The organism is Pseudomonas sp. NPDC012596 (assembly GCF_042902325.1).
GTDB lineage: Bacteria > Pseudomonadota > Gammaproteobacteria > Pseudomonadales > Pseudomonadaceae > Aquipseudomonas.
Genome location: NZ_JBIBEB010000016.1, coordinates 99,085 through 122,720, shown reverse-complemented (window position 1 = coordinate 122,720; position 23,636 = coordinate 99,085). Strand labels below are relative to the sequence as shown.

General features: G+C 62.3%; 21 protein-coding genes. 13 read left to right on the top strand and 8 right to left on the bottom strand.

Annotated elements, in window-relative coordinates:
* Positions 1 to 13: 13 nt before the first annotated feature.
* From ACFY68_RS19355 to ACFY68_RS19345, 3 genes are all read right to left on the bottom strand, one after another.
* Entirely contained in the window at positions 14 to 1,138 is a 1,125-nt protein-coding gene (locus ACFY68_RS19355; protein WP_346613669.1) for an ABC transporter ATP-binding protein, read from the bottom strand.
* Between the two features lie 242 nt (positions 1,139 to 1,380).
* A complete protein-coding gene (locus tag ACFY68_RS19350; protein ID WP_387530532.1) occupies positions 1,381 to 2,013 on the bottom strand; it encodes a response regulator in 633 nt (210 codons plus the stop codon).
* 7 nt (positions 2,014 to 2,020) lie between these two features.
* A complete protein-coding gene (locus tag ACFY68_RS19345) occupies positions 2,021 to 4,408 on the bottom strand; it encodes a PAS domain S-box protein (protein ID WP_387530480.1) in 2,388 nt (795 codons plus the stop codon).
* Positions 4,409 to 4,503: 95 nt separating this feature from the next.
* On the opposite strand from ACFY68_RS19345, the gene ACFY68_RS19340 reads away from it, so the two are divergent.
* Positions 4,504 to 5,502, top strand: a complete 999-nt coding sequence (locus tag ACFY68_RS19340; RefSeq protein ID WP_387530477.1) for an alpha/beta hydrolase family protein — start codon at positions 4,504 to 4,506, stop codon at positions 5,500 to 5,502.
* Positions 5,503 to 5,513: 11 nt separating this feature from the next.
* Here ACFY68_RS19340 and ACFY68_RS19335 read toward each other — a convergent pair whose 3' ends face one another.
* The 3 genes from ACFY68_RS19335 to ACFY68_RS19325 are packed head-to-tail and all read right to left on the bottom strand — an operon-like array spanning position 5,514 to position 7,967.
* Entirely contained in the window at positions 5,514 to 6,278 is a 765-nt protein-coding gene (locus tag ACFY68_RS19335) for a TerB family tellurite resistance protein (protein ID WP_346613666.1), read from the bottom strand.
* Position 6,279: 1 nt separating this feature from the next.
* The gene (gene murU / locus ACFY68_RS19330) at positions 6,280 to 6,951 is read right to left on the bottom strand and encodes an N-acetylmuramate alpha-1-phosphate uridylyltransferase MurU (protein ID WP_387530474.1); all 672 of its coding nucleotides are present in this window, start codon (positions 6,949 to 6,951) and stop codon (positions 6,280 to 6,282) included.
* Positions 6,948 to 7,967: an aminoglycoside phosphotransferase family protein gene (locus tag ACFY68_RS19325; RefSeq protein ID WP_387530471.1), complete on the bottom strand. Its 1,020-nt coding sequence runs from the start codon at positions 7,965 to 7,967 to the stop codon at positions 6,948 to 6,950. The genes murU and ACFY68_RS19325 overlap by 4 nt, the downstream gene beginning before the upstream one ends.
* A gap of 130 nt (positions 7,968 to 8,097) precedes the next feature.
* On the opposite strand from ACFY68_RS19325, the gene ACFY68_RS19320 reads away from it, so the two are divergent.
* The 11 genes from ACFY68_RS19320 (at position 8,098) to ACFY68_RS19270 (ending at position 22,062) form a co-directional block, all read left to right on the top strand.
* A complete protein-coding gene (locus ACFY68_RS19320) occupies positions 8,098 to 10,905 on the top strand; it encodes an LPS-assembly protein LptD (protein WP_387530468.1) in 2,808 nt (935 codons plus the stop codon).
* The gene (locus tag ACFY68_RS19315) at positions 10,880 to 12,205 is read left to right on the top strand and encodes a peptidylprolyl isomerase (RefSeq protein ID WP_387530465.1); all 1,326 of its coding nucleotides are present in this window, start codon (positions 10,880 to 10,882) and stop codon (positions 12,203 to 12,205) included. The genes ACFY68_RS19320 and ACFY68_RS19315 overlap by 26 nt, the downstream gene beginning before the upstream one ends.
* Positions 12,202 to 13,191 carry a 4-hydroxythreonine-4-phosphate dehydrogenase PdxA gene (gene pdxA / locus ACFY68_RS19310; protein ID WP_387530462.1) on the top strand — a complete coding sequence of 330 codons (990 nt, stop codon included), beginning with the start codon at positions 12,202 to 12,204 and terminating at the stop codon, positions 13,189 to 13,191. Before ACFY68_RS19315 ends, pdxA begins: the two co-directional genes overlap by 4 nt.
* Positions 13,188 to 13,988: a 16S rRNA (adenine(1518)-N(6)/adenine(1519)-N(6))-dimethyltransferase RsmA gene (gene rsmA / locus ACFY68_RS19305; RefSeq protein ID WP_346613660.1), complete on the top strand. Its 801-nt coding sequence runs from the start codon at positions 13,188 to 13,190 to the stop codon at positions 13,986 to 13,988. Before pdxA ends, rsmA begins: the two co-directional genes overlap by 4 nt.
* A 153-nt stretch (positions 13,989 to 14,141) precedes the next feature.
* A complete protein-coding gene (apaG, locus tag ACFY68_RS19300) occupies positions 14,142 to 14,522 on the top strand; it encodes a Co2+/Mg2+ efflux protein ApaG (protein WP_346613659.1) in 381 nt (126 codons plus the stop codon).
* Entirely contained in the window at positions 14,522 to 15,388 is an 867-nt protein-coding gene (locus ACFY68_RS19295; RefSeq protein ID WP_387530458.1) for a symmetrical bis(5'-nucleosyl)-tetraphosphatase, read from the top strand. Before apaG ends, ACFY68_RS19295 begins: the two co-directional genes overlap by 1 nt.
* Positions 15,389 to 15,403: 15 nt before the next feature.
* Positions 15,404 to 15,733, top strand: coding sequence for a thiosulfate sulfurtransferase GlpE (gene glpE / locus ACFY68_RS19290; protein ID WP_346613657.1), 330 nt, complete (start codon positions 15,404 to 15,406; stop codon positions 15,731 to 15,733).
* A 284-nt stretch (positions 15,734 to 16,017) separates the two neighbouring features.
* Positions 16,018 to 17,940, top strand: coding sequence for a PrkA family serine protein kinase (locus ACFY68_RS19285; protein WP_387530455.1), 1,923 nt, complete (start codon positions 16,018 to 16,020; stop codon positions 17,938 to 17,940).
* A 119-nt stretch (positions 17,941 to 18,059) separates the two neighbouring features.
* On the top strand, positions 18,060 to 19,331 hold the full coding sequence (locus tag ACFY68_RS19280; RefSeq protein ID WP_346613655.1) for a YeaH/YhbH family protein: 1,272 nt from the start codon (positions 18,060 to 18,062) through the stop codon (positions 19,329 to 19,331).
* Positions 19,328 to 20,896 (top strand): SpoVR family protein, encoded by a 1,569-nt coding sequence (locus ACFY68_RS19275; protein WP_346613654.1) that lies wholly within the window; start codon positions 19,328 to 19,330, stop codon positions 20,894 to 20,896. The genes ACFY68_RS19280 and ACFY68_RS19275 overlap by 4 nt, the downstream gene beginning before the upstream one ends.
* 59 nt (positions 20,897 to 20,955) lie before the next feature.
* Entirely contained in the window at positions 20,956 to 22,062 is a 1,107-nt protein-coding gene (locus ACFY68_RS19270) for a multifunctional CCA addition/repair protein (protein ID WP_387530451.1), read from the top strand.
* Positions 22,063 to 22,123: 61 nt separating this feature from the next.
* Here the strand turns inward: ACFY68_RS19270 and folK are convergent, their stop codons facing one another.
* Positions 22,124 to 22,633 (bottom strand): 2-amino-4-hydroxy-6-hydroxymethyldihydropteridine diphosphokinase, encoded by a 510-nt coding sequence (gene folK / locus ACFY68_RS19265; protein ID WP_387530448.1) that lies wholly within the window; start codon positions 22,631 to 22,633, stop codon positions 22,124 to 22,126.
* Positions 22,624 to 22,980 carry a dihydroneopterin aldolase gene (gene folB, locus ACFY68_RS19260; protein ID WP_387530445.1) on the bottom strand — a complete coding sequence of 119 codons (357 nt, stop codon included), beginning with the start codon at positions 22,978 to 22,980 and terminating at the stop codon, positions 22,624 to 22,626. The genes folK and folB overlap by 10 nt, the downstream gene beginning before the upstream one ends.
* 74 nt (positions 22,981 to 23,054) lie before the next feature.
* Here folB and plsY point away from each other — a divergent pair, with 74 nt between their 5' ends.
* Complete coding sequence (gene plsY, locus ACFY68_RS19255; RefSeq protein ID WP_346613650.1) at positions 23,055 to 23,624, top strand: glycerol-3-phosphate 1-O-acyltransferase PlsY; 570 nt, start codon at positions 23,055 to 23,057, stop codon at positions 23,622 to 23,624.
* Positions 23,625 to 23,636: the final 12 nt, after the last annotated feature.

The following is a 23,636-nucleotide window of genomic DNA, read 5'->3' as shown; positions in this document are numbered from 1 at the left end:
GTGAAGCAATCCATCAGTGGGCTTCGGCAATCGGATCGAGCGCGCGCGCGTGCTCCACTTCCCAGCCAAGCGGTACCACATCACCCACGGCCAGGGCCGGGTCAAGTTCGGCAATCGGCTGCTTCACGAAGAAGTCGGCCTTGCCGCAGACTTCCAGGCGCACCCGCACGTGGTCGCCCAGGTAGATGAATTCGGCCACACGGCCAGAGAAGCGGTTGACGCAATTTTCGCTGTGGCCATTGAGGCGCACGCGCTCCGGGCGTACCGACAAGGTCACCGGGTCGCCGGCCTGGCCAACATTAACCGCCAGTGCCTCGACCCGCTCCCCACGGGCCAGTTGCACCTGGCAACGGTTGCCGTCGCTGGCCAGCAAAGTGCCGTTGATGCGGTTGTTCTCGCCGATGAAGTTGGCGACGAAGGTGTTGCGTGGTTCTTCATAGAGGGTGCGAGGGTCGGCGATCTGCTGGATCTCGCCCTGATGGAACACCGCCACGCGGTCAGACATGGTCAGCGCTTCGCCCTGGTCATGGGTCACGTAGACCACCGTCACACCGAGGCGCTGGTGGATGTGCTTGATTTCCATCTGCATGTGTTCACGCAACTGCTTGTCGAGCGCGCCGAGTGGTTCGTCCATCAGCACCAGTTGAGGCTCGAACACCAGCGCCCGGGCCAGGGCCACACGCTGCTGCTGGCCGCCGGACAACTGGCCGGGGTAGCGCTTGGCGAACGCATCGAGCTGGACCATGCCCAGCACGCGCTTGACCCGCTCACTGATGTCGGTCTTGCTGAGGTTGCGCACGCTCAGCGGGAAGGCCAGGTTTTCGGCCACGGTCATGTGCGGGAACAATGCGTAGTTCTGGAACACCATGCCGATGTCACGCTTGTGCGGCGGCACGTTGTTGATGGAGCGCCCGGCCAGCTGGATCTCACCGGCGGTAGGTGTCTCGAAACCGGCCAGCATCATCAGGCTGGTGGTCTTGCCCGACCCGGAGGGGCCGAGCAGGGTGAGGAACTCGCCCTTGCGAATGTCCAGGTTGAGGTCTTTGACGATCAGCGATTCGCCGTCGTAGCTCTTCTGCACACCACGGAAGCTGACCAGTGTCTCGCCGGTGGTCGCGTTCGAAATCGCCTCGCTCATGCCTGCACCTTCTTGTTGGAATGACTGCGTAGGCAAAGACTAAAGAAGGCGCAAGCGCCCGGAAATCGGGGGTGCGGAGAGAATGCCATCATCCGGATGGAAGACTTGCTGTAGGGATTGCCCTACACGGATGTCGGCATTGGGATGCAACGTGTGGGCGGGCACTCTCCCAGGGCTTGCTTGCGAATGCGTCGGCCCCTACCGCGCTCAGCAGGTCGGGCCCTTCGCGGGCAAGCCCGCTCCTACACCAGCTTGTGCTCCATGGCGTACTTCACCAGTTCAGCCAGCGAGTGGACCTTGAGCTTCTGCATCAGCCGCGCCTTGTGGGTGCTGATGGTCTTGCTGGACAGCGCCAGCTGCTGGGCAATGTCGTTGACGTTGGCCCCTTGGGCCAAGCGCTCGAACACCGAGAACTCCCGCTCTGACAGTAAAGTGTGCAAAGGCCGCGTCTCGGTCAGGCCCACCTCGAAGACCATCCGGTCGGCCAGTGCCGGGTCGATGTAGCGCCCGCCGCCCGCCACCCGGCGGATTGCCGTCAGCAGCAAGGCTGGGTCACTGTCCTTGGTGGCATAGCCGGCAGCGCCAGCCTTGAGTGCACGCGCGGCCATCTGCGCTTCGTCGTGCATCGACAGCATCAGGATCGCCGGCGGGCTGTGCAACGCGCGTATCCGCGGGATCGCCTCCAGGCCATTCACGCCGGGCATGGAGATATCCAGCAACACCACATCGCAGGGGGTGTGGCGCAGGGCTTCGAGCAATTGTTCGCCATTACCTGCCTCCCCCACCACCTGCATGTCCTTGGCCAGGCCAATCAACTGCTTGATGCCTTCGCGGACAATGGTGTGGTCTTCGGCCACCAGCACTCGAATCACGATCGCTCTCCTACTCCAACGCAATGGTCACGCTCAGGCTGGTGCCTTCGCCGGGTTCGCTGTGCAACGCCATACTGCCACCGAGCATCAACACCCGCTCGCGTACGCCCACCAGGCCGAACGAGGTCGGGCGGGCCCGGTCGAGGCAAAAACCGCTGCCGTCGTCACTGACGGTCATGCGCAGCTTTTCACCCTCGCGCACCAGCTCGATCTCCACGCTGTGCGCCTGGGCGTGGCGCATGACATTAGTGAGCGCCTCCTGGAGAATACGAAACAACCCGGTGGCCTTGGCATCACTCAATGCTGGCAGATTATCCGGCACCAGCACCAGGCAAGGTATCTGCGTGCGTGCTTCGAAGCGCCGGGCTTGCCACTCGACGGCCGAAGCGATGCCCGCGTCAAGAATGGGCGGGCGCAGTGCGGTGGCCACGTCACGTACCAGCTGGAACAACTGGGCGATCAGGCGCTTCATGCTGGCCAGGCGCTCGTTGAGGGCCGGGTCCAGTTCGGCGAAGGCCAGTTCGCACATCGAGACTTCCAGCTTGAGCACGGTCAGCATCTGCCCCAGCTCATCATGCACTTCACGGGCGATGCGGGCCTTTTCTTCCTCGCGCACGCTTTCCAGGTGCGCCGACAGTTCGCGCAGCTGCTCCTGAGACTTTGCCAGCGCCAACTCCGCGCGTTTGCTCTGGGTGATGTCCCAGACGATACCGTCCCAGACCACCCGGCCATTGGTCAGGCGCCGGGTACTGGCCTTGATGTCGGCCCACCGCTGTTCACCTGCGCGGGTCAGGATACGCCCCTGCCATGACCAGTCGCGGTCGCTGGCAATGGCCAGGTCCTGAACCTGGTGGTAATCCGCCCGGTCATCTGGATGCACCAGGTTGCGCAAGCCCATCTGCGGGTGCTGGATCTGCGCCGGCGTATAACCGACCAGCGCCTCGCTGCCCTCGCTGATGTAGGGGAACTCCGGGTCCCCCTCGGCGGGCGCAGGCTCCAGGCGGAACACCAGCCCCGGGACATTGCCGGCAATACCCTTGAGCCGCGCTTCGCTTTCGCGCAATGCCGCCAGGGCGCGATGGCGTTCGGTGACATCGGCGATGTACACCACCAGGTATTCGGCGTCACGAAAGCGCAGGAAGCTCAGCGACAGCTCCACTGGTAACAGGCTGCCATCGGCGCGCAGGCACTGTGTTTCGAACTGCCGCGCCCCGGCCTCACCGGCACGCGCGCCCTTCCATAGCTGCAGCCAGCGGTCCATGGTCAGGTTCGGCTCGAGGTCGATCAGCGGGCGTTCCAGCAGTGCCGCTTCGGCATAGCCGAGCATGCGCCCCACGGCATGGTTGGCGTAACGCACATGGCTGTCCCAGTTGACCCAGAGAATTCCCACCGTGCTCTGGTCGATCGCGAACTGGCTCAGGCGCAGCGCCTCTTCGCGCACTTGCCGCTCTGTCAGGGTGTCCCGTGCCGCCAGCAGGCTACGCTCGAGCTGGCGCTGCTGACGACGTTGCCACACCAGCGTGGCCAGGGCGCAGAGCAGCAACATGCCGAACAGCAAGGCAAGGTTCTGCCAGAAACCGGTCGAATCACTCAGGCGTGGGTATTTGGGCTGCAACCAGCGCTGATGGAGTTGCTCCAGCGCCTTGGCCGGCATGGCCTGCAGGCCACGTTCCAGCACCTCGGCCAGCAGCGGCCAGTCCCGTCGCGACCCCACCCGCAGCAACTGCGGCAGGCCGATGTCGCCCACCACCGCCAGTTCACCGAACTCGCTTTCACGGGACAAGCGGCTGAGCTGCGCTTCGTCCAGCACGGCATAGCTGGCCTGGCCACCGACGACCAGTTGCAAGGCCTGGCGCTCGTCGGGCACGCCCTGCACATTGAGGTTGGCGTAGTTGCCGCGCAGGTAGTCGGCCAGCACGCTGGGCATGCGCACTGCGACCCGCTCGTCGGCGGCGAGCTTTTCAAGGTCTACGGCCAAGGCGCCGGTGCGCGGCCCGACCACCAGTTGCGGCACTCGCATGTAAGGGTCGCTGAACAGCCACAGGCGCAGGCTGGCCGGGGTTTGCGTAAGACCGGGGGCAAAATCGATTTCGCCTTGTTGCAGCGCATGTTCCAGGCTGGCCTGATCGCTGAAGTTGCGCCAGGTCAGGTCCAGCTTGAGCGCCTGGGCAAGCCCATTGACCAGCTCGACATTGGCCCCATAGAGCTGCTGCAAGCGGCGGTCGAACTGGGCATAGGGCGCCTGCAGCACCAACCCCACCCGAAGGCTGCGGTGGGCATCCAGCCACTGCTGCTGAGCAGGCTCAAGCACCACTGTCGACGATGCCTTGGGCCCTGCCAAGGCAATCAAGGGCAGCCACAAGCAGCCGATAACCAACAGGCGACGCAATCGCTTCATCTACACGCTCGTCTTGGCAAGGGCGGCCATGCAGCATGGCCGTCACGGGCAAATACTATTACGCTGCCGGTATCATTCTGGCCTTGGGTTCATTCATGTCCACACTTTATCGCACGACGCTGGCATTGTGCTGCCTGGCCTCGCTCTTGCCAGTCGGCGCCTCGGCCGCCGACCCCGAGCAACCCGCGGCGGCCGCAGAAGCACCTGCTTCCCCCGCGCCACGCCCCCCCTTGCTGGAGCGCAGCCAGGAAGATGCGCAGGCCCTTGAACGCCGGGTGCCAAAGGCTGAACAGCAGACGCTGCAAGCTGGCACCGACAGCTTCCTGGCCCTGTGGAAACCGGCCAACGACAGCGACCCGCAGGGCACCGTGATCATCGTCCCCGGTGCCGGTGAAACCGCCGACTGGCCCAACGCGGTCGGCCCACTGCGGCACAAGTTCCCCGATGTCGGTTGGCACAGCCTGAGCGTCAGCCTGCCTGACCTGCTCGCCGTCAGCCCACAAGCGCGGGTCGAAGCCAGCCCGGCCACCGAAGCGAAGCAAGACAAAGGCGAGACAGCGCCAGCCAAGGACACCCCGGCCGATGCCAACGCCAACGTCGCCCAGGCCACAGCGGCCGATGCCGATGCCGCTGAAAGCACCGACGCCGTGCAAGCCAGCGATCAGAATGACCAGGCCGATGCCGAGCGCATCTTCGCCCGCCTGGACGCGGCAGTGAGCTACGCCCAGCAGCACAACTCGCGCAGCATCGTGCTGATCGGCCACGGCAGTGGTGCCTATTGGGCAACACGCTACCTGAGCGAGAAGCAGCCGCCGCAGGTGCAAAAACTGGTGATGATCGCGCCGCAGACGCCTGCAAGGGTCGAACACGACCTGGAAAGCCTGACGCCTACCCTCAAGGTGCCGACGGCCGACCTTTACTACGCGACCCGTACCGGCGACCGCAGTGCGGCGGCGCAACGGCTGCAGGCCAGCAAGCGGCAGAAAGACAGCCAGTACAAGCAGCTTTCATTGATTGCCATGCCCGGGAACAAGGCGGCCGAGCAGGAACAGTTGTTCCGCCGGGTGCGGGGGTGGATGGCGCCCCAGGAATAAAATGCTGGCCATCAGAGCCCCCGCCGCTTGCGGATCAGAGCGTAGGCCTGGTGCAACTCGCGGGTCCGCTCTGTCGCCTCGCGCACCTGCATTTCACTCGCTCCGCTGCCCGCCAGCTTGTCCGGGTGATGCCGGCTGACCAAGCGCCGATATGCCTGCTTGACCCGGTCACCTTCGGTATCAGGCTCCACACCCAGCAGCCGCAATGCCGCCGCATAGGTCATGACCGTGCTAGCCGCCTGCATCTTGCGCGGCTCGTACTCCAGTGACATGGCCTGCACCTGGCGCCGGCTCAGCCCAAGCTTCTGCCCCCAGTCCAGCAGCAACTCACGCTCATGCTGGCCGGCTTTTCCATCGGCCCAGGCCATGCGCCAGCACGCCCGTAACGTGCCTTCGGCAGCGTGTGGCTGCAGGCGGATACGCCGAAGATGGCCAGCCAAGCGGTCCTTGCCCGCCTTGCCCCGGTTGAACGCTGCAATCGCGCGCATCCTGGCGGTCTCGGCCAAGTCCAGGCGGACCATTTCCTGGCGGGCCTGCTGGATATGCTGCTCGGCCACCCGCCCATCACTCTTGGCCAGCCGCCCGAGCAGGACGAACAACAACTCTTCGTCGCGCAGGGCCGGGCGCCCGCTCAGCCGTTCGCGCAGGTCGTCCCAGCCCTGCACGCGCAGGCGCCGGTCCATTGCCTGGCCCAGCAAAGCGCCAAGCAGCGCGCCAGGAATACTGGCGACAGCAAAACCTGCGCCCAGCCCGATCACGGTACTTGGCCACCACATGTCAGGCGCGCCCCTCAATCAACTGCTCGGCCTCGGCCAGGCGCTCCTGGGTGCCAACGTCGACCCAGTGGCCGCGATAATGCTCGCCACTCACCTGGCCTGCCGCCATGGCTTGGCGCAGCAATGGCGCCAGCTTGAAGGCGCCCGCCTGGCAGCCTTCGAACAATGCTGGGTGCAGCACCGACACGCCACTGAACGTCAATGTGCCCGGCGCATCGTCACCGTCCACGACCTGCTCGCCCTCCAGGCGAAAATCGCCACGCCCGTGATGGCCCGGGTTATCGACCAGTACCAGATGCGCCAGCGCCTGCAACGGTCCGCGCAGGCGGGTGAAATCGTAGTCGGTCCAGACATCGCCGTTTATCAGCAAGAAGGGAGCATCACCTAGCAAAGGCAGCGCCTTGAAGATCCCGCCACCCGTTTCCAGCGGCTCGCCCTCGGGCGAGTAGCGGATGCTCAGGCCAAAGCGGCTGCCATCGCCCAGATGGTCTTCGATCTGCTGACCCAGCCAGGCGTGGTTGATGACCACTTCGGTGAAGCCCGCGGCCGCGAGGGCGCGCAGGTGGTACTCGATCAATGGCTGGCCTGCCACCGGCAGCAATGGTTTGGGGGTGTGCAGGGTCAGCGGGCGCATGCGCTCGCCCTTGCCTGCCGCGAGGATCATCGCTTTCATGCACGCGCTCCGGCTTTGAGCTCTGCGATCAGTTGCCCCAGTTCCGCGAGTTCGGGGCGGCGGCTTATCACCTCATCTATATAGGCGAAGAAACGCGGCACGTCGGCCAGGTAACGGGGCTTGCCATCACGGTGGCAGATACGGGCAAAGATGCCGATCACCTTCAGATGGCGCTGCACACCCATCAGGTCGCTGGCGCGCTGGAAGTCCTCGAACGATGGCTGCACCGGGATACCGGCGGCCTGCGCCTTGCCCCAATAATGGCGCAACCAGCCTTCGATGCGCGCCTGCGGCCAGCTGAGGAAGGCATCCTTGAACAGGCAGGTGATGTCATAGGTGACAGGGCCGTAGACCGCGTCCTGGAAGTCCAGTACGCCAGGGTTGGGCGTGCTCTGCATGAGGTTGCGCGGCATGTAGTCGCGGTGCACCAGCACTTTGGGCTGCGCCAGGGCACTGTCGATCAGCAGTTGGCTGATGCGCTGCCAGGCGGCTTGCTGCGCCTCATTGAAGGCCAGGCCAAGCTCGCGCCCGACGTACCACTCGGGGAACAGTTCGACCTCACGGCGCAGCAAGGCGTCGTCATAACTTGGCAGCGGCGCGTTCATCGGCAGGCGCTGGAAGGCCAGCAATGCGTCTATGGCATCGGCAAACAACCCATCGGCATTATCGGCATCGATGACGTCGAGGTAGGTCTGGCGCCCCAGATCCCCCAGCAGCAGGAAGCCGCGATCCAGATCTTCGGCATGAATCTGCGGTACATGCACGCCCGCACCTGCCAGCAGGTGGTCGATGGCGACGAACGGTCGGCAGTTTTCCTGCGGCGGGGGTGCATCCATGACCACGAACGTGTGGCCTGCGCCCTCCCAGCGGAAGTAGCGACGGAAGCTAGCGTCGCTGCTGGCGGCGGTCAGGCTGCCCTCAGGCACCTCACCCCAGGCGTTGTTACGGAAAAGCACATTGAGCTGCTCGGCGAGCCAAACAGTCAGTTGTTGCAGGCGTACATCGTGTTCAGGCATTACAAGGGTCTCCGACGGCCCTAGCCGTCAAGCGGGTCATGCTTTATTATCCAGCATCTTTTTCAGACCATCGAGAGGCGTGCGGCCCCACACGCGGGCAGATGGCACGCAGGAAGCCCGGACTAATAAGATGGCATTGAAATCCCCCGCGTTTCGTAGAAAGTTTCCGTTGCTGGTGACCGGCGGTCTGCTGGCCCTGCAACCATTTGCCACCTCGTACGTGGTCGCAGCCGAGCAGTTCGACTGCCAAGTGTCCGCCTCCGGTGGTTGGGACTGCAAGCCCAAGACCCCAGCCAGCAACTTGCCTCCGCGCCCCGTGCACGAGGGTGCCGCCCTCACGTCCGGCACCGAGGCCCCGTCGGCCGAGGCCGAGAGCGCTGACAAGCCGGTGCTGGTCACCGAGAGCAAAGGCCGTGGCCTGAAGTCGCGCAGCGAAGATTACAGCCACCTCGACTGGGTCTCACGTGACAAGCTCACCCCCGCGCAGCTGGCCGAAACCGGCCCGTACTGCGGCGGTGCGTATGTCGAGCCAACCCGCCCGGGCATGGCCGATACCACGCCCAAGGACGAGTCGCCGACCTACATCAACGCCAAGGTCTCCAAGTACCAGCAGGAGCAGCAGATCGCTACCCTCGCCGGTGACGTGGTCATGCGCCAGGGCAGCATGCAGGTCGAAGCCGACGAAGCCAACCTCTACCAGACCGAGAACCGTGGCGAGCTCAAGGGCAACGTCAAGATTCGCGACAACGGCTCGCTGGTCGTGGGTGACGAGGCGCAGATCCAGCTCGACACGGGTGCCGCCCAGGTCGACAACGCCGAATACGTGATGCACAAGTCGCACATCCGCGGCAGCGCCCTGTACGCCAAGCGTGGCGAAAACGCCATCATCCGCCTCAAGGACGGTACGTACACCACCTGCGAACCGGGCAGCAACGCCTGGCAGCTGAAGGGCAACAACATCACCCTGAACCCGGCGACCGGCTTCGGTACTGCGACCAACGCCACCCTTCGGGTCAAAGATTTCCCGGTGTTCTACACACCGTACATCTACTTCCCGATCGACGACCGTCGCCAGTCCGGCTTCCTGCCGCCTTCGTTCAGCAGCACCAGCGACACCGGCTTCATGCTGGTTACGCCGTACTACTTCAACCTGGCGCCCAACTATGACGCCACGTTGTACCCGCGCTACATGACCAAGCGTGGCTTGCTGATGGAAGGCGAATTCCGCTACCTGACCAAGTCCAGCGAAGGCCAGTTCGGCGGCGCGTATCTGAACGACAAGAACGACGATCGCAAAGACCAGACTGATTACAAAGAACAGCGCTGGATGATCAACTGGCAGCACAAAGGTGGCTTGGACGAGCGCCTGATGACTGAAGTTGACTACACCGACATCAGCGATCCGTTCTACTTCCAGGATCTGGAAACCGATCAGATCGGTGTCGAAAGCCATGACGTGGTGAACCAGCAGGGTGCACTGACCTGGCGTGGCGACAACTACACCGCTCGCCTGAATGCGCAAGCGTACGAGATGGCGACCCTGTCGCAGATCACGCCGTACAACAAGCTGCCACAGATCACCATCAACGGCATGTTGCCGTACCACCCGAGCGGGTTCGATTTCAGTTACGAGACCGAAGCGGTACGCTTTGATCGTGACCTGAAAGACGGCACTGTATTCAACGAAGACGGCGTCATCGACACCACCGCCGGTCCTGATGGGCGCAGGCTCGACCAGAACATCTTCGGTGTGGCGCGTGCCAACGGTACCCGCCTGAACCTCGCGCCGGCTATAAGCCTGCCGATGACCGCAAGCTACGGCTACATCACGCCGAAGCTGAAGTACGTGTACACCCACTATGACCTGGACCTGGATGGCAAGGGCAAGAACGACATCGCTCTCAACCCTGGCTCGGTGCCATTGAACGGCGAGTTCAACAGCAACCAGAACCGCGACATCCCGATCTTCAGCGTGGACAGCGGCCTGTACTTCGACCGTAACACTTCGATGTTCGGCACCAACTATCGCCAAACGCTCGAGCCGCGCCTGTACTACCTGAATGTCCCGTACAAGGACCAGGTTGACATCCCACTGTTCGACACCGGCGAAACGCTGTTCAACTTCGACTCGCTGTTCCGCGACAACCGCTTCAGCGGCACGGACCGCATCGGCGACGAAAACAAGCTGTCGCTCGGCGTGACCAGCCGCTGGATCGAAGAGAACGGCTTCGAGCGTCAGAACATCAGCCTCGGCCAGGCGTACTACTTCAAGGACCGCAAAGTCCAGCTGCCAGGCATTGACTACCGTACCCGCAAGGACGCGCAGTCCGACGTATCGCCATACGCGCTGGTGTATAACTACTACTTCAACCGCGACTGGCGCTTCAATTCGGACTTCAACTGGGACCCGGACAGCCGCAGCACCCGCTCGGGCAGCGCGATGTTCCACTACCAGCCTGAAGACAACCCGAACAAGGTGGTCAACCTCGGTTATCGCTACCGCAACGACACCATCGCCTACGACTCCACCACCGGTACGTGGAAAGTGGGCGGCGGCGACTATGGCAACCCGGGTGATCCGAACTACATCAAGGATTACTACAAGATCCAGCAGCACGACTTCTCGGTCATCTGGCCGATCGTGCCGCAATGGAGCGTGATCGCGCGCTGGCAGCATGACTACAACCGCAACCGCACCCTGGAAGCCATGGGCGGTTTCGAGTACGACAACTGCTGCTGGAAGCTGCGCCTGATCAACCGTTACTGGATCGACTACGACGACTTCAGCCAGGCGACTCCGCAGAACGAAAAAGGCGACCACGGCATCTTCCTGCAGATCGTGCTGAAAGGTCTCGGTGGCGTGGTAGGCAACAAGGTCGAATCTTTCCTCGACCAAGGCATTCAAGGTTACCGTGAACGTGAAGACCAAGCTTATTGATCGTCTGCGCCCAGTGTTGCTGGGCGCTGTATTGCTGAGTGGCGCGGTGCATGCCGCGGTGCAACCCCTGGACCGTGTGGTGGCCATCGTCGATAACGACGTGGTCATGCAGAGCCAACTGGACCAACGCGTCCACGAGGTGCAGCAAACCATCGCCAAACGTGGCGGCGGCGTGCCGCCGACCGGCGCACTGGAGCAGCAGGTACTGGAACGCCTGATCGTCGAGAACCTGCAACTGCAGATTGGCGAACGTTCGGGCATCCGCATCACCGACGAAGAACTGAACCAGGCCATCGGCACCATCGCCCAGCGCAATGGCATGTCGCTGGAGCAGTTCCGCGCCGCGCTGGCCCATGACGGCCTGTCGTTCGACGACGCGCGCGAGCAGGTCAAACGCGAGATGATCATCAGCCGCGTGCGCCAGCGCCGTGTGGCCGAGCGCATCCAGGTATCCGAGCAGGAAGTGAAGAACTTCCTCGCCTCGGACATGGGCAAGATGCAGATGTCGGAAGAGTATCGCCTTGCCAACATTCTGATCCCTACCCCGGAAGCCGCCAACTCGGACGACATCCAGAAGGCTGCACGCAAGGTCGGCGACGTCTACCAGCAACTGCGCCAGGGTGCCGACTTCGGCCAGATGGCAATTGCCAACTCGCGCAGCGAAAACGCCCTGGAAGGCGGCGAGATGGGCTGGCGTAAAGCCGCCCAGCTGCCACCGGAGTTCGCCAAGCTGCTCAGCGGCATGAACGTCGGCGACATCACTCAGCCCCTGCGCATCCCCAGCGGTTTCATCATCATCAAGCTTGAGGAAAAACGCGGCGGCAGCGAGAACGTGCTGCGTGACGAAGTGCATGTGCGTCACATCCTGATCAAGCCGAGCGAGATCCGCAGCGAAGCCGCAACTGAGCAGCTGGCTGATCGCCTGTACGACCGGATCACCAATGGCGAAGACTTCGCCGAGCTGGCGAAGAGCTTCTCGGAAGACCCGGGCTCGGCGCTCAACGGCGGCGACCTCAACTGGGTCGACCCGAACAGCCTGGTACCTGAGTTCCGCGAGCAGATGGCCAACGCCCAGCAAGGCGTGGTGACCAAACCGTTCAAGACCCAGTACGGCTGGCATGTCCTGGAAGTGCTGGGCCGCCGCGCCACCGACAGCACCGAACAGGCCCGTGAACAACAGGCCCTGAGCGTCCTGCGCAACCGCAAATACGACGAAGAGCTGCAGACCTGGCTGCGCCAGATCCGCGACGAAGCCTACGTTGAAATCAAGCTGCCTGGCGCTGACCAGGCCGCACAGTGAAGCCCCTGCGCTTCGCCGTCACCCCCGGCGAACCAGCCGGCATAGGCCCCGACCTGTGCCTGCTGCTCGCCGCCGACGCCCAGCCCCACCCCCTGATCGCCATCACCAGCCGTGACCTGCTCGCCGAGCGGGCCGCGCGGCTGGGGCTGGCCGTCAACCTGCTGCCGGTAGCACCGGGCCAGTGGCCCGACCTCCCTGCACCGGCGGGTAGCCTGTATGTCTGGGATACCCCCCTGGCCGCCCCAGTGGTGCCAGGTCAGCTGAATAAAGCCAATGCGGCTTTCGTCCTGCAGACCCTTACCCGGGCCGGGCAGGGCTGCCTGAGCGGTGATTTCGCCGGGATGATCACCGCCCCTGTACACAAGGGCGTGATCAACGAGAGCGGCATCCCCTTCTCAGGCCATACCGAATTCCTGGCGGAGCTGACCCACACTGCCCAGGTGGTAATGATGCTGGCGACCCATGGCCTGCGCGTGGCCCTTGTGACCACGCACCTGCCGCTGCGGGACATCGCCGACGCCATCACCCCTGAGCGCCTGGAGCGCGTCACCCGCATCCTGCATGCGGACATGCGCGACAAGTTCGGCATCGCCAACCCACGCATCCTGGTCTGCGGGCTTAACCCGCATGCCGGTGAAGGCGGCCACCTTGGCCGCGAAGAAATCGACATCATCGAACCGACACTGGCCCACCTGCGTACCGAAGGCATGGACCTGCGCGGCCCGCTGCCGGCCGATACCCTGTTTACCCCCAAATATCTGGAGCACTGCGATGCAGTGCTGGCGATGTACCACGACCAGGGCCTGCCTGTACTGAAGTACAAAGGCTTCGGTGCCGCAGTCAACGTGACCCTGGGCCTGCCGATCATCCGCACGTCGGTCGATCACGGCACCGCCCTGGACCTTGCCGGTACCGGCAAGGTCGACACCGGCAGCCTGCGCGTGGCCCTGGAAACCGCCTACCAGATGGCCGAGAACCGACCATGAACGAGCAATACCAACACCGGGCGCGCAAGCGCTTCGGCCAGAACTTCCTGCACGACGCCGGCATCATCGACCGCATCCTGCGCGCCATCAACGCCAAGGCCGGCGAACACCTGCTGGAAATCGGCCCGGGCCAGGGCGCCTTGACCGAAGGCCTGCTGGGTAGCGGCGCCCAGCTGGACGTCGTTGAACTGGACAAGGACCTGGTGCCGATCCTTCAGCACAAGTTCGCCGGCAACGACAACTTCCGCCTGCACCAGGGCGATGCCCTGAAGTTCGACTTCAACCAGCTGGGCGTGCCTGCGCGCAGCCTGAAGGTGGTCGGCAACCTGCCCTACAACATTTCCACCCCGCTGATTTTCCACCTGCTCAGCCACGCCGGGCTGATCCGCGACATGCATTTCATGCTGCAGAAGGAAGTTGTCGAGCGCATGGCCGCAGGCCCAGGCGGTGGCGACTGGGGCCGGCTGTCGATCATGGTGCAGTACCACTGCCGGGTCGAGCACCTGTTCAACGTCGGCCCAGGTGCGTTCAACCCACCGCCGAAGGTGGATTCGGCCATCGTGCGCCTGGTACCGCATGAAGTACTGCCCTACCCGGCCAAGGATCACCTGCTGCTGGAAAAAGTGGTTCGCGAAGCCTTCAACCAGCGTCGCAAGACCCTGCGCAATACACTCAAAGGCCTGCTCGACAGCCAGGCTATCGAAGCGGCAGGCGTCGATGGCAGCCTGCGCCCTGAGCAGCTGGACCTGGCAGCCTTCGTGCGCCTGGCCGACCAGTTGGCCGATCAGCAAGGCTGATAGCGCCTGCACTGGCCTCTTCGCGGGTTTCCCCCCGAAGAGGCCAGCACTGCCCCCTTCACTGACCTCCCTCCCGACACCGCTGGCCCTCCCCCCCGCCAATGGCCTAGACTGCATGGATCGCCGTATTCGCTAGTATGCCAAGGCCCTTGCATGTCCGATCCCCGTTACCAGATCGACGTCAGCGTCGTGACCCGTTACCTGAAAGACCAATCCGACCCCGAAAGCGATCGTTTTGCCTTCGCCTATACCATCACCGTACAGAACAACGGCTCGGTCAAAGCCAAGCTGATGTCTCGCCACTGGCTGATCACCAACGGTGACGGCGAGGTGGAAGAAGTGCGTGGTGCGGGCGTTATCGGCCAGCAACCCCTCATCGAGCCTGGTCAGAGCCACACCTATAGCAGTGGCGCAGTCATCAGTACCCGCGTCGGTACCATGCAGGGCAGCTATCAGATGTTCGCCGAAGACGGCAAACGCTTCGACGCCGAGATCGCGCCGTTCCGCCTGGCTGTTCCAGGGGCCCTGCACTGATGGCCACTTACGCCGTCGGAGACCTGCAAGGCTGCCTGCAACCACTCAAATGCCTGCTCGACCGGGTCCGTTTCAACCCGGCTGTCGACCGCCTGTGGCTGGTCGGCGACCTGGTCAACCGCGGCCCCGAGTCGTTGGAAACCTTGCGTTACCTCTACTCCATCCGGCAATCGCTGGTCTGCGTGCTGGGTAACCATGACCTGCACCTGCTGGCCGCCTGGCACAACGTGGAGCGCCTGAAAAAAAGCGACACCCTGCGCGAAATCATCGAAGCGCCCGACGCCGATCAACTGTTCGATTGGTTACGCCAGCAGAAGCTGCTGCACTACGACGAGCCCCGCGGCATTGCCCTGGTCCATGCCGGCATCCCGCCGCAGTGGACGCTGGGGCAGGCGCTGGAACTGGCCGCCGAAGTCGAGCAAGTGCTGCGCGACGACGGGCGCCTGAAGCTGTACCTCGATGGCATGTATGGCAACGAGCCCAACAAGTGGAGCAAGAAACTCGGCGGCATCGAGCGCCTGCGGGTGATCACCAACTACCTCACCCGCATGCGCTTCTGCACCGCTGAAGGCAAACTCGACCTCAAGAGCAAGGAAGGCCTGGATTGCGCACCAAAAGGCTACAAGCCTTGGTACGCACACAAGGCCCGCCGCTCACGGCACGTGAAGATCATCTTCGGCCACTGGGCTGCCCTTGAAGGGCGGGTCGACGAGCCAGGCATCATCGCCCTGGACACCGGCTGCGTGTGGGGTGGCGCCATGACCCTGTACAACGTCGACAGCGGCGAATACCACCGCTGCGACTGCGCCGACGACGGCACCATCCGCTCGCCAGCGCAACCGACTAAACTCAACGATCACCCCTGAAGGAAAGCCATACCCATGAGCGAATTCAAACGCATCCCTCCCGAGCAGGCCCTGGCCCTGCGCGCGCAAGGTGCGGTCGTCGTCGACATTCGCGACCCGCAGGCATTTGCCGCCGGCCACATCACTGGTGCCACGCATCTGGACAACCATTCAGTTGCCGACTTCATCCGCAACGCCGACCTGGATGCCCCGACCCTGGTGGTCTGCTATCACGGCAATTCCAGCCAGAGCGCAGCCGCCTACCTGGCAGGCCAGGGCTTCTCAGAGGTGTACAGCGTCGATGGCGGCTTCGAGCTGTGGCGCGCCACCTACCCTGCCGAGACCGCCCAAGGCTCTGCTGAATAATATTTTTCATTATTACTGCAGCCCGCGCCCCACGCGGGCTTGCGCCTCACCTGACGAACGGTCGTTCGTAACTTCTCCGCCGCTTGCCCTTGACCTTGCGGATAACCAACTATTCTTAAGCGCAGGCCATCCAAAAAAAGGGGAGAGCCGGTACACCGGCGTGCGGGTCATCGGTAGCGTTACAGGGTGTTCTGGGGGGTATACAGCAATCGGCGAACCCGATTGCATGCCAGCATCAGCTGACTGATCCGGCGTCGTCTCCACGTATCGAGCGAGGTGACGTCATGAGTATTTTTAGCCACTTCCAACAGCGTTTCGAGTCCACCCGCCAGGAAGAACTATCGCTGCAGGAGTACCTTGAGCTGTGCAAAGCGGATCGCAGCGCCTATGCATCGGCGGCTGAACGGCTGTTGCTGGCCATCGGCGAACCGGAGCTTGTCGACACCTCCAACAATTCAAGGCTTTCGCGAATATTTTCCAACAAAGTCATCCGGCGCTACCCGGCCTTTGAAGACTTCCACGGCATGGAAGAATGCATCGACCAGATCGTGTCGTACTTCCGCCATGCCGCTCAGGGCCTGGAAGAGAAGAAACAGATCCTCTACCTCCTGGGCCCGGTAGGCGGCGGCAAGTCGTCGCTGGCCGAAAAGCTCAAGCAACTGATGGAAAAGGTGCCCTTCTACGCCATCAAGGGTTCACCTGTATTCGAATCGCCATTGGGCTTGTTCAATGCCACCGAAGATGGGGCCATTCTCGAGGAAGAGTTTGGTATCCCACGGCGCTACCTGAACACCATCATGTCGCCTTGGGCCACCAAGCGCCTGCAAGAGTTTGGCGGCGATATCTCCAAGTTCAAGGTGGTCAAACTCTACCCGTCGATCCTTAACCAGATCGCCATCGCCAAGACCGAGCCGGGCGATGAGAACAACCAGGATATCTCCGCCCTCGTGGGCAAGGTGGATATCCGCAAGCTCGAGGAATACCCGCAGAACGACGCCGACGCCTACAGCTACTCGGGCGCGCTGTGCCGGGCCAACCAGGGCTTGATGGAATTCGTCGAGATGTTCAAGGCGCCGATCAAGGTCCTGCACCCACTGCTTACGGCGACCCAGGAAGGCAACTACAACAGCACCGAGGGGCTGGGGGCAATTCCCTACACCGGTATCCTGCTTGCCCACTCCAACGAATCGGAGTGGCACACCTTCCGCAACAACAAGAACAACGAGGCGTTCATCGACCGGATCTACATCGTCAAGGTGCCGTACTGCCTGCGCGTCAGCGACGAAATCAAGATCTACGACAAACTGCTGGTCAACAGCTCGCTGTCCAAGGCCCATTGCGCACCCGATACGCTCAAGATGCTTGCCCAGTTCACTGTACTGTCGCGCCTCAAGGAGCCTGAAAACTCCAACATCTACTCGAAGATGCGCGTCTACGACGGCGAAAACCTCAAGGACACCGACCCGAAAGCCAAGTCGATCCAGGAGTACCGCGATTCAGCCGGCGTCGATGAAGGCATGAACGGCCTGTCGACCCGCTTTGCGTTCAAGATCCTGTCCAAGGTCTTCAACTTCGACCCCCACGAAATTGCGGCCAACCCCGTTCATCTGCTGTATGTGCTGGAACAGCAGATCGAGCAGGAGCAGTTCCCGGCGGAAGTGCGCGAACGCTACCTTCGCTACCTCAAAGAGTACCTGGCACCGCGCTACATCGAGTTCATCGGCAAGGAAATCCAGACCGCTTACCTCGAGTCGTACAGCGAGTACGGGCAAAACATCTTCGATCGTTACGTGCTGTACGCCGACTTCTGGATCCAGGACCAGGAGTATCGCGACCCGGAAACCGGCGAAATCCTCAACCGTATCGCCCTCAACGAAGAGCTGGAGAAGATCGAGAAGCCGGCAGGTATCAGCAACCCGAAAGACTTCCGCAACGAGATCGTCAACTTCGTATTGCGCGCACGCGCCAACAACAACGGCAAGAACCCAAGCTGGCTGAGCTATGAAAAGCTGCGGGTGGTGATCGAGAAGAAAATGTTCTCCAACACCGAAGACCTGCTGCCGGTCATCAGCTTCAATGCCAAGGCCAGCAAAGAAGACCAGAAGAAACACAACGACTTCGTCACCCGAATGGTGGAGCGTGGTTACACCGACAAGCAGGTTCGGCTGCTGTCGGAATGGTACCTGCGGGTCAGGAAATCGCAATAAAGCGGCAAGCTACAAACCGCGCGCCCAAGGCTGCAGTGGCAGCCGCGGGCGGCGGCGGCTGCTTTTACGCGCAGCTCGTAGCTTGAAGCGTGCAGCTGTTCCCAGCTACCGGAGGGACCATGAGCTACGTAATCGACCGACGCCTGAACGGCAAGAACAAGAGCACGGTCAACCGCCAGCGTTTTCTGCGGCGCTACCGTGACCACATCAAGAAGGCCGTCGAAGAGGCGGTGAGCCGCCGCTCCATCATGGACATGGAGCATGGCGAGCAGATCAGCATTCCAGGACGGGACATCGATGAACCGGTATTGCACCACGGTCGTGGCGGCAAGCAGACCATCGTGCACCCCGGCAACAAGGAATTCACCGCCGGCGAACACATCCCCAGGCCCCAGGGTGGCGGCGGCGGCGGTGGCCGCGGCAAGGCAGGCAATTCTGGCGAAGGGATGGATGAATTTGTCTTCCAGATCACCCAGGAAGAGTTCCTCGAGTTCATGTTCGAAGACCTCGAACTGCCCAACCTGGTCAAACGCCACCTGACCGGCGCTGATACCTTCAAGACCGTACGTGCCGGTATCGCCAATGAAGGCAACCCGTCACGCATCAACATCGTTCGTACCCTGCGTTCGGCCCATGCCCGGCGCATTGCCCTGACCGGCAGCAGCCGCGCCTTGCTGCGCGAAGCGCAAAAAGAACTGGACCGGTTGAAAGTCGAGGAACCAGACAACTTCACCGATATCCAGGAAGTCGAACAAGAGATCGATCGGCTGAAGGCACGCATCAATCGCCTGCCCTTCCTCGACACCTTCGACCTCAAGTACAACCTGTTGGTCAAACAGCCCAACCCTAGTTCCAAGGCCGTGATGTTCTGCCTGATGGACGTGTCTGGCTCGATGACACAGGCCACCAAGGACATTGCCAAACGGTTCTTCATCCTGCTGTACCTGTTCCTCAAGCGCAATTACGACCGCATCGAGGTGGTGTTCATTCGTCACCACACCAGCGCCCGCGAAGTGGATGAGGAAGAGTTCTTCTACTCACGCGAGACTGGCGGCACCATCGTTTCCAGCGCGCTCAAGATGATGCAGGAAATCATGGCCGAACGTTACCCGGCCAGTGACTGGAACATCTACGCGGCACAGGCCTCCGACGGCGACAACTGGAACGACGACTCGCCCATTTGCCGGGAGATCCTCTCCAAACAGATCATGCCGCATGTGCAGTACTACACTTACGTCGAGATCACCCCGCGTGAGCACCAGGCGTTGTGGTACGAGTATGAGCGGATCGGCGAGGCTTTCCCCGACACATTCGCCCAGCAGCAGTTGGTATCGGCCGGCGATATCTACCCGGTCTTCCGTGAACTCTTCCAGCGCAGGTTAGCCACATGACCGCCAGAGCACAGAGACGCCAACCCATATCCACCGGGTCAGAGTGGACGTTCGAGCTGATCCAGACATACGACCGGGAAATCAGCCGCCTGGCCGAACGCTATGCCCTGGATACCTACCCCAACCAGATCGAGGTGATCACTGCCGAGCAAATGATGGACGCGTACGCCTCCGTCGGCATGCCGCTGGGTTATCACCATTGGTCCTATGGCAAGCAGTTCCTGAGTACCGAGAAATCCTACAGCCGCGGCCAAATGGGTCTGGCGTACGAGATCGTGATCAACTCGGACCCGTGCATCGCTTACCTGATGGAAGAAAACACCATGTGCATGCAGGCACTGGTGATCGCCCATGCCTGCTATGGCCATAACAGCTTCTTCAAGGGCAATTACCTGTTCCGCACCTGGACCGATGCCAGTTCAATCATCGACTACCTGGTGTTTGCCAAGCAGTACATTGCACAGTGTGAAGAGCGCCACGGGATCGATGCCGTCGAAGACCTTATCGACTCCTGCCATGCCTTGATGAACTACGGCGTGGACCGCTACAAACGCCCTTACCCGATTTCCGCCGAGGAAGAGCGGCGTCGGCAAAAGGAGCGTGAAGAACACTTGCAGCGCCAGATCAACGACCTGTGGCGCACCATCCCCAAAAGCGCCGAGAAAGGGGGCGAACGCGATGATGCGAGGTTCCCCGCCGAACCTCAGGAAAACATCCTTTATTTCATTGAAAAGAACGCACCACTGCTCGAACCCTGGCAGCGTGAAGTGGTGCGCATCGTGCGCAAGATTGCCCAGTACTTCTACCCGCAGCGCCAGACCCAGGTCATGAACGAAGGCTGGGCTACCTTCTGGCACTACACGCTGATGAACGACCTGTACGACGAGGGCCTGATCACCGAAGGTTTCATGATGGAATTCTTGCAGTCGCACACCAGCGTGGTTTACCAACCTGGTTTCGACAGCCCCTACTACAGCGGCATCAACCCTTACGCCCTGGGTTTTGCCATGTACACCGACATACGTCGCATCTGCGAGAACCCCACCGAGGAAGATCGCCGCTGGTTCCCGGACATTGCTGGCAGCGACTGGCTGTCGACCATCAAGTTCGCCATGAGCAGCTTCAAGGATGAAAGCTTCATCCTGCAGTACCTGTCACCCAAGGTGATCCGTGACCTCAAGCTGTTCAGCATCCTCGACGACGATCAACGCGACGACCTGCTGGTACCGGCCATCCATGACGAGGCCGGCTACAGGGTCATCCGCGAGCTGCTGGCAGCTCAATACAACCTTGGCAACCGCGAACCCAACGTGCAGATCTGGAGCATCGACCGCCGTGGCGACCGCTCGCTGACGCTTCGCCACCAGCAGCACAACCGCAAACCGCTGGGCGATTCCACCGAAGAAGTACTCAAGCACCTGCACCGCCTGTGGGGCTTCGACATCCATCTGGAAACCGTGCAAGGCGATCAAGTGGTCAAGACCCACCACATGCCGCCTCGGGGCGAACACGGCGACAGCGGCGACTATGGCCGCATGGACCTCGCCGTTATCCATCACCTCTAGCTTGTACGCCACCCATTACTGCCGACAGGGTATCCTGTCGGCAGTAATGGAGGCTGCACATGCACATCTACAAAGTCGGCGGCGCAGTACGCGACCGCCTGCTCGGGCGCCCGGTCAGCGATATCGACTGGCTGGTGGTCGGCGCTACCGTCGAAGAAATGCACGCCAAGGGCTTTCGCCCGGTCGGTGCCGACTTCCCGGTTTTCCTGCATCCCAAGACGGGCGAGGAATATGCCCTTGCGCGCACCGAGCGCAAGAGCGGGCGAGGCTATGGTGGCTTCACCTTCCATGCAAGCCCCGACGTCACGCTCGAAGAAGACCTGATCCGTCGCGACCTCACCATCAACGCGATGGCTGAAGACGAGCAAGGCAATGTGCTGGACCCGTATAAGGGCCAAGCCGACCTCGAAAAGCGCCTTCTGCGCCATGTTTCCCCGGCATTCGCCGAAGATCCCCTGCGCGTCTTGCGTGTCGCCCGCTTTGCTGCACGCTATGCGCCGCTGGGGTTCAAGGTGGCAGATCAAACGCTGGAGCTGATGCGACACATCAGTGCTTCGGGCGAACTGCAGGCGTTGACCGCAGAACGGAGCTGGAAGGAGATCGAGCGGGCACTGCTGGAAGACGAGCCTCAGGTGTTCATCCAAGTGTTACGCGACTGCGGGGCCTTGAAGGAGCTGATGCCTGAGCTTGAGCAGGCCTCAACCTCACTGGCTGCGCTCACCCAGGCCGCCAGGCATCATCAGCCCCTGCACGTGCGCTGGGCATGCCTGCTACACGGTTTGGATCAAGCCTCCATCAAAGCACTCAACCAGCGCTTCAAGGCGCCGCGTGAATGCCAGGAGCTATCCACGCTGGTGGGTGAGTTTGGCGGGCAGGGACGCCGGGCTTTCGAGCTCGAGCCCGAGACTTTGCTGGAGCTGCTGCAGAAGTTCGACGTTTACCGGCGCCCGCAGCGTTTCGAGGACTTTATCAACGCGTGTGAAATGGAAGCACTGGGCAATGAGGTTCACGCTTATCCACAAGCTGACTACCTGCGTGGTGCGGCATCAGCAGCCAGGGCGGTGGATGTGAAGCCGCTGGTGGAGGCAGGCCTGAAGGGCCAAGAGCTGGGTGAAGCGCTAAAGCACAAGCGACTTGAAGCGCTCGCCGTTTACAAAGCCAGCTGACCCACCCGCCCTGTGGGCGCGGCCCTGCCGGGGGCGCCCCACGAGGGAGCGCGAAAAGCCGTCAAGGCTGGGTCAGCTGCAACCCCCGCCACTCGAACGCTACTGGCGCCAGCACCTGGTCAATATGCGCCTGCTGCCACAACTGCGCCATGGTCTGCCCTACACCGGGGTGCACCAGCTCAGGCGCCAGCAACGACAACGGCCACAGCACGAACGCATTCTTCAGAATCTCCGCCCGGGGCAGCTCCAGCCCTTCGAAACTGCCCAGCAAGCCGTCGTACATCAGCACGTCGATGTCCAGCGGCAAACCCTTGCGGTCAGGCGCATAGCGACCGTTTTCCGCTTCGATGAACTTGAGCCGACGGCCCAGCTCCATCAACGGCAAATCGGTCTTGCCAGTCACCACAAAGTTGATGAACGGACCACTCTTGATCCCTACCGGCTGGCTCTCGAACGCAGGAGAACAGCGCATTTCGGTGAGGATAGCTGCCAACGCATCGAGCCCTGCACACAGGTGCGTGTGACGGTCGATGTTGCTGCCAAGGCCCAGGTAAACCGTGCTCAGAGACATCCGCGCTCGATCTCCACGCCTACACCGCCACGGGCCGCAGGGACCGCGCCCGGCTTGGTCAGCTTGAGGCGCACCCAGGGAATGTGGAACTCTGCCATCAAGGTGGCCACCAAGCGCTCGGCGAATGTCTCCACCAACTCGAAGCGCGCCTGCTCGGCAAAGACCTGGATACGCGCCGAAACGCTGGCGTAGTCCAGCGCCAGGTTCAGGTCATCGCCGGCCGCTGCCGGGCGATTGTCCCAGGCAAAACTCAGGTCCAGGCGCAGGCACTGGCGAATATCCCGTTCCCAGTCATAGGCACCGATGACGGTATCGACTTCCAGGCCTTCGATGAACACTCTGTCCAAGCACTTCTCTCCACAGCACGACAAGGGCGACTGGCGCCGTTAGAATCAGGGCGTCCTCGCCCGGAATAGTTAGCATGTTTTGGTTACTGGCGCTGCTCGCCTACCTGCTCGGCTCGCTGTCCTTTGCCATTGTTCTAAGCCGCCTTTCGGGCAGCCCGGACCCACGTTCCAGCGGTTCGGGCAATGCCGGCGCCACCAACATGCTACGCCTGGCGGGCCGTAAAATGGCGATCCTGACCCTGCTTGGCGACCTGTGCAAGGGCTTGTTGCCCGTATTGATCGCACGCGGGGCCGGGCTTGACCTGCAAGCGCAGGGCTGGGTCGGCGTCTGCGCCGTGCTTGGCCACCTGTTCCCCGTGTACTTCCGCTTCCAGGGCGGCAAGGGCGTAGCGACTGCGGCAGGCATGCTGATGGGCCTTTACTTCCCCGCCGCGCTGCTGGCGATCAGCGCCTGGCTACTGACCTTCTACCTCAGCCGTACCAGTTCGCTGGCGGCGCTGATCGCAACACCTCTGACCCTACCACTGCTGGCCTGGCGCGAGCCCGAGGCGCTGCTGCCGATCAGCGTGCTCACCCTGATGATCGTGTGGCGGCATCGCAACAATCTGCGCGACCTGTTCGCCGGGCGCGAACGTCACTTCTGACATTCGCGTAGG